Annotated in this window: 11 protein-coding genes; 3 read left to right on the top strand and 8 right to left on the bottom strand. The window is 51.6% G+C overall.

Features of this window, described 5'->3' with window-relative positions:
- From QQ91_RS03230 to QQ91_RS03215, 4 genes are all read right to left on the bottom strand, one after another.
- Positions 1-2,022 (bottom strand): hybrid sensor histidine kinase/response regulator, encoded by a 2,022-nt coding sequence (locus QQ91_RS03230; protein ID WP_236096052.1) that lies wholly within the window; start codon positions 2,020-2,022, stop codon positions 1-3.
- A gap of 3 nt (positions 2,023-2,025) precedes the next feature.
- A complete protein-coding gene (locus QQ91_RS03225; protein WP_166279917.1) occupies positions 2,026-2,478 on the bottom strand; it encodes a response regulator in 453 nt (150 codons plus the stop codon).
- Positions 2,432-4,738 carry a sensor histidine kinase gene (locus QQ91_RS03220; protein ID WP_166279915.1) on the bottom strand — a complete coding sequence of 769 codons (2,307 nt, stop codon included), beginning with the start codon at positions 4,736-4,738 and terminating at the stop codon, positions 2,432-2,434. Before QQ91_RS03220 ends, QQ91_RS03225 begins: the two co-directional genes overlap by 47 nt.
- A 230-nt stretch (positions 4,739-4,968) precedes the next feature.
- A complete protein-coding gene (locus tag QQ91_RS03215; RefSeq protein ID WP_166279913.1) occupies positions 4,969-5,409 on the bottom strand; it encodes a response regulator in 441 nt (146 codons plus the stop codon).
- A gap of 343 nt (positions 5,410-5,752) precedes the next feature.
- Here QQ91_RS03215 and QQ91_RS03210 point away from each other — a divergent pair, with 343 nt between their 5' ends.
- Complete coding sequence (locus tag QQ91_RS03210; RefSeq protein WP_166279911.1) at positions 5,753-6,319, top strand: hypothetical protein; 567 nt, start codon at positions 5,753-5,755, stop codon at positions 6,317-6,319.
- 156 nt (positions 6,320-6,475) lie between these two features.
- Here the strand turns inward: QQ91_RS03210 and QQ91_RS03205 are convergent, their stop codons facing one another.
- On the bottom strand, positions 6,476-8,740 hold the full coding sequence (locus QQ91_RS03205; protein WP_166279909.1) for an NADP-dependent isocitrate dehydrogenase: 2,265 nt from the start codon (positions 8,738-8,740) through the stop codon (positions 6,476-6,478).
- 94 nt (positions 8,741-8,834) lie between these two features.
- Between QQ91_RS03205 and QQ91_RS03200 the strand changes: the two genes are divergently transcribed.
- Together QQ91_RS03200 and QQ91_RS03195 are read left to right on the top strand one after the other, a co-directional pair.
- A complete protein-coding gene (locus tag QQ91_RS03200; protein ID WP_166279907.1) occupies positions 8,835-9,419 on the top strand; it encodes a nucleoside deaminase in 585 nt (194 codons plus the stop codon).
- 83 nt (positions 9,420-9,502) lie between these two features.
- Positions 9,503-9,976: a plastocyanin/azurin family copper-binding protein gene (locus QQ91_RS03195; RefSeq protein WP_236096051.1), complete on the top strand. Its 474-nt coding sequence runs from the start codon at positions 9,503-9,505 to the stop codon at positions 9,974-9,976.
- A gap of 58 nt (positions 9,977-10,034) precedes the next feature.
- Here the strand turns inward: QQ91_RS03195 and QQ91_RS03190 are convergent, their stop codons facing one another.
- From QQ91_RS03190 to QQ91_RS03180, 3 genes are all read right to left on the bottom strand, one after another.
- The gene (locus QQ91_RS03190; RefSeq protein WP_236096050.1) at positions 10,035-11,033 is read right to left on the bottom strand and encodes a zinc-dependent alcohol dehydrogenase family protein; all 999 of its coding nucleotides are present in this window, start codon (positions 11,031-11,033) and stop codon (positions 10,035-10,037) included.
- A 119-nt stretch (positions 11,034-11,152) separates the two neighbouring features.
- Positions 11,153-11,701, bottom strand: coding sequence for a universal stress protein (locus QQ91_RS03185; RefSeq protein WP_166279903.1), 549 nt, complete (start codon positions 11,699-11,701; stop codon positions 11,153-11,155).
- Between the two features lie 684 nt (positions 11,702-12,385).
- Entirely contained in the window at positions 12,386-13,060 is a 675-nt protein-coding gene (locus QQ91_RS03180; RefSeq protein WP_166279901.1) for a lipid-binding SYLF domain-containing protein, read from the bottom strand.
- Positions 13,061-13,190 lie beyond the last annotated feature (130 nt).

Here is a 13,190-nt window from a genome sequence, read left to right as displayed (position 1 = left end):
CTAGGGCGTGGAGGCCGTGGGTGAACTCCTAGAGCAGATGGATGTGGGTTCTAGAGCCTGTAGCAGCTCGCTGATTGTAAAGGGCTTGGCTAAAAATCCGTCAAAGCCCAGTTGTTCTACTTGGGAGTTTAGATCGGCGCTACTCAGTCCACTCATCGCAACGATATGAAGATTGGGTTGAATTTGCCGCAGCAGGGGAAGCGTGATCAGACCATCACTGGCTGGCATCATGATATCCATTAAAACCTTGTCCACCGGATGGTGCTGCAGCACGTCCCTCGCCTCAACCCCGCTCTTGGCCGTGAGGACTTGATAGTGATGGGCCTCTAGGGTGGCCTTAGTAATTTCGCAAATGGCAGATTCATCATCCACCACTAGTACCCAACTCTGTGCTCCCGAAGCGGCGGGATCTAGAGAAGGGGCTTCCGGCTCGGGTCCCTGGCCAGTGGGCAGGAAAATCATAAATTGACTCCCGCTGCCGGGGCGACTCGTGACTTCAATAAATCCCCCGTGGCGCTTGATAATGCCCAAGACAGCAGAGAGTCCCAGTCCGGTGCCCTGGCCCAAGGGCTTGGTGGTGAAAAATGGGTCAAAAATTCGATGCAGCTGTTCTGGGGGAATCCCAATTCCGGTATCTGCAATGGTGACTTGAACGTAGGGGCCCGCTTGGGCAGGGATAACTGATGAGTTTTTGACTTCATTCACCCACACCTCTTCCGCCTTAAGGGTGAGGGTCCCGCCCTGAGGCATGGCATCGCGAGCATTCACGCACAGATTCATAAAGACTTGATGGAGCTGTGTCGCATCGGCCGATACCGTGGCCAGATGAGTTGGAACTTCTGTGCAGACTTGAATAGATTTGGGAAGGGTTTGTTGAATCATTTTTTCCACCTCTGCAAGCAGATGCTTGATCGACAGGCTCATCTGTTTTCCCTCTACCCCGCGCCCAAAGGCCAGAATCTGCTTGACTAGGTCAGCTCCTCGACGAGCACTATCGTCTAGGAGCTGAAGAAACTGTTGGGTTTGGGCATCAAGGTTAGGGAGTTTGAGGGGCAATATTTGAACCACTGCCAGAATGGGGGTCAGAATATTATTCAGGTCGTGAGCAATTCCGCTGGCGAGGGTGCCCAAACTTTCTAGGCGTTGAGCATGGAGAAACTGAGCTTCAAGCTGCTTTTTATCGGTGATGTCAATGTGAACCCCGATCATGCTTTGGGGATGGCCGTCAGCACGGGTGAAAATATCTCCCTTTGCTTCAATCCACCGAAGTTGGTGATTAAGCGTATGAATCCGAAATTCGCTGTTGAAACGATGGGTCTGGTCAAGGGATCGCTGCAGATCGGCTTGGGTGCTGGCGAGATCCTCTGGGTGAATGCGGTGGAGCCAGTCTGATACGGTTCCGGGAAAGTCCCCTGGAGAAAATCCATAGAGAGCTTCTAGTTCTTTGCTCCAGTCCATACGGTCCGAGGTTAAATCCCACTCGAAGGTGCCAATCTTTCCCACTCGCTGGGCAAGTTCTAGCCGGTCTTGGATACGCTGACGTTCTAGCACCTCTTGCTGAAGCAGCTGATTGGTCTTTTCAAGCTCAATTGTGCGTTCCCGGACGCGCTGCTCGAGAATTTCCTTGGCAATGCGCAAGGATACCGCTGCCTGCTTGCGTTCAATGGCGTAACGCAGCGATCGCACCAGAATGTCCTGCTGCACCTCCCGCTTGTAGAGATAATCCTGGGCGCCATGTTGAACGGCTTCTAGGGCAAGGCGATCATCCTGGGTATTGGTGAGCACCACGATGGGTAAATCGGGTGCTTGCTCCATCAGTCCGTCTAGCGAGTTCAACCCCTGACTATCGGGAAGACTGAGATCCAGCAAGGCTACGCTAAAGGCCTGGGACTTAAGCGCTGCCAGGGCTTCGCCAAGGCGCTGTTTGTGAACTAACTGAAAGGATCGGCTGGCTCCCTTCAGAAGTTCCTGTAGAAATCGAGCTTCGGCAAGATTGTCCTCTACCAACAGTAAATGCATCATGATTTAGGTTTGGGGAGCGACACAGGGAAGAGCGGCAGTCTCCAGCCAAAAATCCTTGATTCCTTCCACAATGCTGAACAACTGCGCTAAGTTACGAGACTTAGAGATAAAACAGTTCACATGGAGATCGTAGCTATGCAGGATATCCTCTTCATTCCGGGAGGTGGTTAAGACCACCACCGGAATGTGCATTAAGGCCGGATCTCCCTTAATGTCGGCTAATACCTCTCGCCCATCCTTCTTGGGTAAGTTGAGATCGAGCAAGATTAGATCAGGGTAGACCTGGGGCGATTGGGACTTGCACTGGCACAGATAGGCGATCGCCTCCATCCCATCGCGGGCAACCACAACGCGGCAGTTCGACTCGGTGCGCTTGAGCGCCTCTTGAATGAGACGAATATCGCCGAGATTATCCTCGACCAGAAAGAGGGTTTTGGGATTTGCGTCCATGGACATGATGGCGATCGCGGCCTCCAACCGGAATTGTGAAGAAAAAGGTTGAGCCTTGACCTGCTTCAGATTCAACCCAGATCTGACCCCGGTGGCACTCAACGATTTTTTTGCAAATTGCCAGCCCCATGCCCGATCCTGGATATTCATCACGGGTATGTAACCGTTGGAAGATCACAAAAATGCGATCTGCAAATGAAGGGTCAATCCCAATACCGTTATCTTTGACGGAAAAGAGCCAGGCATCGTCCTGTCGCTCCACTCCAATATGAATCTGAGGAACTTCACCGGGCTTACGGAACTTGATGGCATTGCCGATCAGATTTTGGAAAAGCTGCATGAGCTGAGTCCCATCGGCCACAATAGTTGGCAGCGGATCGGCGCTAATCTTCGCCTGGGTTTTCTCAATCCGGCCACGTAAATTACTGCAAGCCTGTTCCAGGGCGTCTTCAATGTGGGTGAGCTCCCACTCAATGCCTTGAATGTCCACCTTTGAATAGGTCAGCACGTCGTCAATAAGCGTTTGCATCAGGCTCACGCCATCCACGGCAAAGCCGATAAATTCCTTGGCGTCTTGGTCGAGTTTGGAGTCATAGCGCATTTCAAGGAGCTGCACAAAGTTCGCGACCTGATTGAGTGGCTCCTGTAAATCATGGGAAGCCACGTAGGCGAACTTCTTCAGCTCAGCATTCGAACGCTCTAGATCCTGAGCTAAAATAGCCAACTCCTCCGCTTGCCTTAGAATCAGGTGCACAATGGCGTTGCGTAGCTCCAGACTGGCCTGAATCTCCACGGCTTTCCAGGGTAAGGACTTACAACGTACCGTTTCTTTCCAAAGCTCAAAGGATTTGCGAGGGCAAAGACGATACTCATGGTCCCTTTGCTTCAGTTCGTAGGCATGGTTAGGATCTCCGCCCCAGTTCACGCTTTGCAATACTTCGGGGCGAAACCACAGGACATAGCTTTGCTTTGAAATGGGAATTGCCAACAGTCCACTGGCAATTTCCTTGTATCGCTCGGCATCGGAATAAAGAAGCGGCAGTGAATCGGTCGAGAAGACCTCATCTGGATTCAATTTATTTAACCATTGCAGCAGATAGTTAAGCTCTATTTCCGGAGGAGTCAATCCCAGGGTACTCCAGCGTCCGCCAAAGTAGATAGCTGCCCCTTGGGCGTTAGCCAGATCCAGCAGGGTTGTTTCATACTGAGTTAATCCCTCCACAAAGGAATCGGCTGCTGACATGGTATCCATCAGCTCCGCTTGGACATTGGCAAGCTTCATGCGGTAAACATGGTCTTGCGTCTCCTCGCGATTGGACAGCTCCGCAAAAATGATCCGTCCTAGAAACTCACAGGCCTTTCGTAAATCATAGGGAACGTACTTCGGTGTTCTGTGATGACAGGCAATGAGTCCCCAGAGCTTCTGGTCTTTCATCAGCGAGATTGTCAAGGAAGCGCCAACGCCCATGTTGTGTAAATACTCGCGATGACAGTCATGGGCACTGCGCAAAATAGACAGGGTTAGGTCTACGGGCTGTCGGGTTACGGGATTAATGCCAGGATAGAGTTCCACCGGTTCAGCATGGGCATCAGGAATCACCCGAATCCAATTGGATAAGAATAGCTGGCGCGCTGGCTTAGGAATATCTGATTCGGGATAGTGAAGTCCTAGGAAAGACTCCATTTCCTCTATTTTGTCCTCGGCAACCACCTCGCCATGCCCCTCGGCGTCAAATCGGTAAAGCATGACCCGATCAAATTGGGTCACACGACGAACCTCCTGAACAATGATTTCGCACAGCTTGATTAAATGAGAGGTGGCTTTGAGCTTACCAATCGAAACCTTGGCGAGGTGATAAAAGCTGAGAAAGGGAATATTTTCTTCGGTGGAGGCTGTTTCTAGCTCCAGGATCAAAAATCCCTCTGCACTGCGATGAAAAACGGCATCAAAAATCGCATAGTCATGTTCGCGCTTGCGCACCCAAACTTTGATGGGATTGATTAAATCAAGATTTTCCTCCGCTAGGCCGGGACGAAACTGATCCACCTGAAAGGCATCTAGAATTGAATCCAGGGGTTTTCCCAGGATTTCAGGGGTGGGAATACCGAGTTCTTTGCCCGTGTTTTGGCTGGCTTGCAGCACCGTGAGTTCAGGCTCCCTTAAAACCAGTAACACACCATGGGGCTGTATTTGACTGAGAAGATGGATGAGAGGTTGCTTCAAGCTGTTGAGGTTGACATCTTGTCGCTGAAGATCGGTATTCACGATGCAGAGGACTCCAGAAGGTAGGATGCAGTTTGACCTTGATGAACGGGGGCGTTAGGATCGAACCCGCGCATTTCATGGCTATGCACATTTCATACTATAGAGTCCTCACCAAAGAGATGAATCCTCTGGTAATCGATAGCAATAATTCTGAACTATAGTTATTCCGATTAATAACTAATGTGTAGTTTGCTAAACCTTTATGTGGGCTTTCTCTGAGGTCCTGGGGATTACTCTGGGGGTAGGGTCACAATTTCCAGCCAAAATCGCTGGATGCGCTGAATCAAGCTGTTTAGTCGCGAAGGATCTGAGGTTTTGACGAGATAGCAATTTCCTCGCAGGGTGTAGCTGTGGAGAATGTCATCCCCTTGATCTGAGAGAGCTAAGACGAGGATGGGAATTCGCCTGAGTTTGGGATGGGATTTGAGGGCGATTAAGGTTTGCTGACCCGCTTCGACCTGGGGCTCTAGATTGAGCAGAATTAGATTGGGTAGGACAGCATTAACCTGCTGACAGGCGTCCAGTAAGAACTCTATGGTCTCTTGTCCGTTAGGGTAGGAAATCAGCTTTGGGGGAACCTCGCCCTGTGAAAAGGCTTGTTTAATCAGAGTCGTCTGATTGAGGTCACTCTCCGTCACTAAAATGACTGGCCTATCCTGGATGTCTGCCATACAATCGCCCCAGTTTCCTGCATTTTTACCTTTACTCTAGCAGTCAGAGACCCAACAGACCTCGAGTCCTGGCGGGACCATATCTCTTTTTAAACATTGAAGCTGCAAGTCGGGGGTGAAGCCCCCTTGGCTGTCAGGGGTTTCTAGTCGTGAGTATGGCTATAGGTGCTTTTGGGGGAATGCAACTAGGTAGGGCTAGCCTGGGATAGGGGCTCTCAGAAAAAATGTTTGGATATGAATTGATGTCGAAAATCAATATAAAGAAAACAATTCGTTATTTTTTGCATCAATTAAGGCTATGATTAGTAGTATTCAATCAAACTCTAGGACTATGGCAACTGCAATGAAGTCTCTTCAGGATCTCGATGTCCTTATTGATCAAGTTTCAAATGTTACGGGACTGTCCCAGGATGAGATTTCCGAACAGATGGAGTCTGCAAATATTAACTCGTTTAAGTTTGCAGACACTATCTTGGTCTCTCCTGAAGACTTTGACTCTATTATTGATGCCTGGGCAGAAAAAATTAAAGCGAGCTTACGCACCGGTAATGACGACAAGCCCAGTCGAGTCACGGTTGCCGATAGTGCCGATAGTCTTGAAGAAGAGATAGAGGGTGAAGAGGACTCGGATTTAGACAGTGATGAGGCGGACGGGGCTTTGGCCTGGCCGCGAGGATATAAAAAGGTTGTGACCCATCTCTACGGCCCTACTCTGAAAAAAATATTGCCAGAGGATCTCGATCAGCGACAAAGGTTCCTTGAGGCGATCGCCAATGACACTGAAATTGGCCAGAAGTTGATCGGTGATTTGGCCACGGCAATTGTCAAGCGCTCAAAGCGTAAGCTCTCAAGAGAAAGCGTCTTAGACGGATTGAAGCGCAAAATTGAGGATCTCCTCATGAACGGCTAATCTATGGGGGATTGTCCAGGCCTTAGATTGAGTTGTGCTGGCGTTAGTCGGATTCTGGATCTGCTTGCGCCCTCCTGGCTTGGCGCCTTAAAACCTAGGCCAGGAGGGGGATGTTTTATCTGTACCCTTTCCTGGCCAGTTTCCTGGGGAGGGGCCCTATTCAGCGACTGAAGGGCTCATGCTCTCTTCCCGGGCAAAATCGACGAGGAGTTGGTTGAAAGTGGGACTGGGGCGCATGGCCTGGCGGGTTTTTTCGGCTTCCATCAGATAGTATCCGCCAATATCAACCGGATTTCCCTGGGCTGCTTTGAGTTCTGCTAGAATTTTTGTTTCCTGGGCGCTCAGCTGTTGTGCCAGGGGTGAAAATCTGGCTTGCAGAGCGAGATCCTGCTGCTGTTCCGCTAAGGCTTGAGACCAGTAAAGAGCTAGATAGAAGTGACTCCCGCGATTGTCCAGCTCATGCACGCGAGGAGAGGGAGACTTTGCCTGTTCTAGATATTGTCCCGTTGCCTGCTCTAGGGTTTGAGCCAGGACCTTAGCCGCCGGGTTTTGATTTTTTTCCCCCAGATCTTCGAGGGCCACGGCCAGCGCCAGAAATTCTCCCAGAGAATCCCAGCGTAAATGGCCCTCCTGCAGAAATTGTTGAACATGCTTGGGTGCAGAACCTCCCGCTCCAGTTTCAAATAGGCCCCCTCCTGCCAGCAGAGGAACAATTGAAAGCATTTTGGCGCTGGTTCCCAGTTCTAAAATCGGAAATAAATCGGTGAGATAGTCCCGTAACACATTGCCAGTGACTGAGATGACATCCTGACCTGCTTTAATGCGATCGCAGGTAAAGCGCATTGCCTCAACGGGAGCCAAAATCTTGAGATCCAGGCCAGAGGTGTCATGTTGGGGAAGATACTGATGGACTTTGGTGATTAAATTGGCATCATGGGCGCGGTGGGCATCGAGCCAAAACACCGTTGGATTTCCAGTGGCTCTTGCTCGTTTGACGGCCAGCTTAATCCAGTCTTGAATGGGAATATCCTTAGTCTGGCACATGCGCCAAAGGTCACCCGCAGCCACCGGGTGTTCTAGCAGAGTGTCGCCGTTCTCATGGACCACGCGTACCGTTCCGGCCTCTGGAATTTCAAAGGTTTTGTCATGGGATCCGTATTCTTCAGCCTTTTGGGCCATGAGCCCTACATTTGCCACATTGCCCATGTGAGTGACATCGAAGGCTCCGTATTCTTGACAAAACTCTATGCAGGCTTGGTACATTGTGGCATAGCAGCGGTCTGGAATCATGGCCTTGATATCATGGAGTTCTCCATCAGGTCCCCACATTTTGCCGGAGTTCCGAATGGCTGCGGCCATGGAAGCATCAATAATCACATCACTGGGCACGTGGAGATTGGTAATTCCCCGGTCAGAATTGACCATGGCAAGGGGGGGCTGGGTTTGGTAAGTTTTCTGGAGGTCAGCTTCAATGGCACTGCGTTGGGCGTCGGGTAGGGTCTGGATTTTGGTATAGAGATCCCCCAGCCCATTGTTGGGATTCACGCCTAGCTCCGCGAAGGTTTGGGCGTATTTTTCAAACACCTCCTTGAAGTAAACCGTAACAGCATGTCCAAATAGGATGGGATCGGACACCTTCATCATGGTGGCTTTAACGTGAAGGGACAGCAGAACATTCTCTGCCTTAGCATCCTGAATGGCTTGTTGGTAAAATTCCCGTAGATCCTGGATGCTCATGACCGCTGCATCAATGATCTCGCCGACTTGCAGCGGAAGTTTTTCCTTCAGAACCTGTACGCTTCCATCTGATTTCAAAAGTTCAATTTTGACCGATCCGGCCTGGGAGACGATGACAGATTGCTCACTGCCGTAGAAATCGCCCGCTTGCATGTGGGTGACATGGGACTTGGACTTGGCACTCCAGTCTCCGACCTTGTGGGGATGATGCTGAGCATAGCGCTTTACCGCCGGGGAAACCCTTCTATCTGAATTGCCTTCTCGTAGCACCGGGTTCACGGCACTGCCCAGAACTTTGGCATAGCGAGATTTGATATTGGCTTCGGTGTCGTCCTGAGCAGAGGCAGGATAGTCGGGAATATCGTACCCTTTTTGCTGTAGCTCGCGAATGGCGGCCGTCAACTGGGGGATCGAGGCGCTGATGTTGGGAAGCTTAATAATGTTGGCGGCAGGGGTTTGGGCGAGGGCCCCTAGTTGCGCGAGGGCATCGGGCTGCTGCTGGGCTTCGGTAAGTCCTTCGGGAAAGTTGGCTAGAATCCGGCCTGCTAGGGAAATATCGCGGGTTTCAATAGCGATGCCAGCAGCTTGGGCAAAGCATTCTAGGATCGGGAGCAGCGAGTAGGTTGCTAACGCCGGAGCTTCATCGGTGAAGGTATAGATAATGGTTTCGGCTTGCTGAGTCATAGATATCTTGCTGGTGTGGGATTAGTACTAAGGGGCGTTAGGGTGATGATTGAGCTATTTTATGATCAACTGCTGCGAGAAGGGGGAATCGAATATGATCCAGTCGCACCTGTTGATTTCGCTGCCCGATTGGCTCTCAAGTTGGGCAGATCAGTATCAACCTGGGCCGGTGCAGGAGCGGATGGCCTTCATCTTAAGGACGGCTCAGGAAAATATCAATCATCACAGTGGAGGACCCTTTGCTGCTGGGGTGTTTGAACTTGAAAGCGGTCGGTTGGTGGCAGTGGGGGTGAATCTGGTGCCCACCCTTCAGCTCTCAATTCTCCATGCAGAAATTATGGCGATCGCCCTGGCGCAAGCTCGGCTAAAGACCTACGATTTAGGCGCGCTCGGGTTGCCAGCCCATGAGCTGGTGACGAGTACAGAACCCTGTGCAATGTGCTTCGGTGCCATTCCCTGGTCTGGGGTGAAGCGGGTGGTGACAGGGGCCACAAGTCAAGATGCGATTGCCATTGGCTTTGATGAAGGCCCTAAACCCGATGCCTGGGTTGAAGCGTTGCAATCGCGGGGAATTTCCGTCATCGAGGCGGTGCAGCAGGCGGAGGCGGTGGCGATATTGCAGAACTACGCGAGGCAAGGGGGAGAAATCTATAATGCGCGGGCTGCCGCTGACCTTTAAACTTTATGTCAAGGCTGAGGGCGGCACCAGGGAAGCGATATGATAGTTTCGCTTCCCTGGCAGTCATCAAGGGTTCAATTATCATGAGGCTTAACCTTTCCCGCTGGATGCTATACATTCTGGTGATTGGCTGGAGTGTGATAGCCTTGGGGATCTTCAGCGTTAAATCTGCCCCAGCGATGGCGGCACCGGTGCCGCTGAGTAAGCAAACGCCCATTCAGGTTAGGGTAGAGCTGGGCAATGAGCAGGGAGATCTCAAGTTCTTTCCAGATCATCTATCCTTTGAAGCCGGAAAACGGTACCAGCTAGTGCTTGAAAATCATAGCCCAACTAAGCACTACTTTACGGCTAAGGATTTTGCCGATGGAATCTGGTCCCAAAAGGTGGATGCTGGCAATGTGGAGGTGAAGGGGGCAATTCATGAGCTTGAGCTGCGCTCACAGACTCATGCGGATTGGGTCTTTATTCCGGCAAGGGCCGGAGAGTATGCGTTGCGCTGCACGGTTCCTGGCCATGCCGAGGCCGGGATGGTGGGCACAATCAATATTTCTGGCTAGGAATCAGATCGTCTTTGGCTAGACCAGATCTCGGGTCAGACGCGATCCGGATGGGCCGCTATCCGGATGGGCCGCTATCCTCGTGAATCGCCAACACCGCAGAACCCTGAATCGTCCCGTTGCGAAGGGCTGCGAGGGCCTGGTTTGCCTGTTCCAGGGGAAAAGGGGTGACGTGGGTGTGAAGAGGAATCTGGGAGGCTAAGGCCATAAATTCCTCACCATCCTGGCGGGTCAAGTTAGCAACGGATCGGATTTGGCGCTCGTGCCAAAGCAAGCGATAGGGGAAGGTGGGAATGTCGCTCATGTGAATTCCTGCGCACACTACGATTCCGCCACGATCCAGGGCGGAAAGGGCTGCAGGAACCAGCGATCCAACAGGGGCAAATAGAATCGCTGCGTCTAAAGATCGGGGCGGAAGTTGATCGGATCCGCCTGCCCAAACGGCGCCCAAATCCAGGGCAAACTGTTGTCCAGCGCGATCGCCGGGCTTGGTCAAGGCATAGACTGAACGCCCCTCATGGCTGGCGATCTGAATTAAAATGTGGGCCGCCGCCCCAAAGCCATAGAACCCAATATGTTCGCTTTCTTGCGTCATGCGGTAGGCGCGGTATCCAATGAGCCCCGCACATAGGAGCGGAGCGGCCTGCAGGGCTGAATAGGCCGCGGGGATCGAAAAACAATACTGGGCCTGGGCGATCGCATAGTCTGCAAAGCCGCCATCCAGGGTATAGCCGGTGAATAAAGCCTGTTCGCACAGGTTTTCCTGCTGGCGCTGGCAGTAATGACAATGGCCGCAGGTCTCTCCCAGCCAGGGAACCCCCACTCGCTGGCCCACTGAAAGGGTCTGTACGGCTTTCCCTCGCTCGATCACCCGGCCAACAATTTGGTGTCCTAGGACCAGCGGGAGTTTGGGGGTAGGTAGATCCCCCTCAATAATGTGCAAATCCGTACGACAGACGCCGCAGGCGATGACTTGAATTAACACCTGCCCTTCCCCTGGAACGGGGACTGGCCGATCCACCAGTCTCAGGGGCTGGGAGGGATGTTCTAATTCCATGACCTGCATTGTAAATGGTCTCCCTCAAAAGCCTTGATTCTGTTGAGCACATAACCACTTGAAGCATCCCTGCAATCCAAGCTACCGCGTTGCAGCCATGGGCGAGATTGCCCCCGGATCTATCCCATTGCCATGGGAATATCTTGAGGCACTGACTGATCCGGTGGGGGCTGATCCAGCGTGGACAGGGCAGAATCCCGGAGTATCAGCACCGAACAGGGGGCATGGTGCATCACGTAGTTGCTCACACTGCCCAAAAAAAGTTCTCGGATGCCCCTGCGACCGCGATTTCCCATAATGACTACATCAGCCTTCCAGGCTTGTGCCTGATCACAAAGGATGGGACCGGGGTTTCCAGAGGCCAACAAGACTTGAGCGCGAACCTGGACCGCTTTGGCCCGCTGCTGAAATTCCCGGAGCTGGGCCAAACAATGTTGCTCATGGGCTTGAATGCAAGCTTCATAATCCTCTAAAGCCTTTTCGGTCACCTCGGAATACCCCTCAAAGAGCGGATAGAGTGAATAGAGGGGATAGGCTTCAGAATCGAAGGAAAGGACATGCATAAACATAATTTCGGCGCCATAGTTCTGCGCCAGTTGAATGACCTCGTCAACCCCTCTATCAGGGATATCGAGCAAATCAACGGCTAATATAATTCGCTTGAACATGACAGACACCTCCACGGTACACTCCCATCTTCATCCATCACTCAGAAACTTGAACATGCTGTGAGGCACTCGCGTTCACGGGACGCACTTAAGGTCAACATCAAATTTGAGGCCTGGGCTCTAGGGGGATGCTCCCAGACTGCTGCCCAGTATCTTAGTTCCGGGGTAATATTGCCTGATAGCTGCTTGTCTAATCTGATGACGGCCAGTGTAATATCGGCCAGTGTAATATCGGCCAGTCTCAAGCGCCCTGTAATAGAAAGCCCTAGAACACTGGCCGATCCAGTGGGCTCCCCCCTTCAGACTAATGAATCTCGGGACCCTGGAATAGAGGCTATAGAGAGCCCGGCAAAACCTTCGCTAAAATGCGCCCATCAAAACCAGCAATGTAAAGGTGCAAAAAATCAGCGTGGTAATGATTGCAATTGTGAAGTAGGGTGCGTGGTTAATGGTATCTAGATACTCGTTTGCCTTTTGATCCCCGTCTTTGGGGCGCCATGTCATAGAACCCATAAAACTTACCTCATGCTTGAACTATATGAAGGCTTGTTCTTAGTGTACCGGCCCTATCCTGGGACACCCGAAGAATTGGGGCAAGACGTCGAAAATCTTAATCCCTGGTATCAAAAGTTCATCGATATTCTTGTTCTTGACCCGCTTCCGGCGCGAATTCCTCCAAGGTCTCTACTCTGCCTGGGAGAGGGTGGCTTTGAGGGTATTCACGACGCTGGGGGCCGGCAAATTAGGATCGGTAAAGATCTGCCTAACCGTGACGGGGCGTCCATAAAACTGACGATTATCCTTGTTATCGACTGCCAGCTTAGACCCTTCTAGCGCCACTCCGCCAAATAGACCTTTACTCCGGGAGTAGACATAGACCGTGTCTTCGTCAAAGGCTTGTAAGGACTCTCGAGCGGACTTACTGAGAGGCCCAGCGGTTCCTGAAACGCTTCCCCCAATTTCAAACTCCTCAGAGATAACACTATTCAGGGCTGCTTGGGAGGGAAATAGCAACACTAGATCCCCAGATTTGAATCCAGCCTGGAGGCCCACGCTGCCACCGGTCAAGTTAATAAAGGAGGGATTACTCCAGCTTCCGTTGGGAAGTCGGGTGAGCATGACCCCGTCTCCGCGCCTGCCGCCAAATAGAAACCCTCCCTGCTTGAGATTGGTCACAATCGCAATGGCCTGAGTCCGCTGCATCAGCCAGGAAGGGATTCGGGTATCGGGGTCTTCAATCATTTCAGAAAAAACCTCAGCGGATTCTTCCACCTCTTCATAGGTTGCTGGAGCTGCAAAGGCTGGGAGTTGAAGCGCTGTCATCACCAGCGCGGTTGAAAATAAATATTTAAGTTTCATGGGACTCTTACCAATGGGTTGCTGACTGCGAAGTAATATCAATATATATTGCAATTTTTTAGGCTGAAACCGTCGAAAGTGATAAGTTTACTCTATCGAAGGGAAGATACTTCTATTCCTACTATAACAA

Origin of the sequence: Lyngbya confervoides BDU141951 (assembly GCF_000817775.3) — a bacterium.
Lineage (GTDB): Bacteria > Cyanobacteriota > Cyanobacteriia > Thermosynechococcales > Thermosynechococcaceae > Lyngbya > Lyngbya confervoides.
The sequence above is the reverse complement of the archived record's forward strand: the minus strand, read 5'-3'. Positions and strand labels throughout refer to the sequence as shown.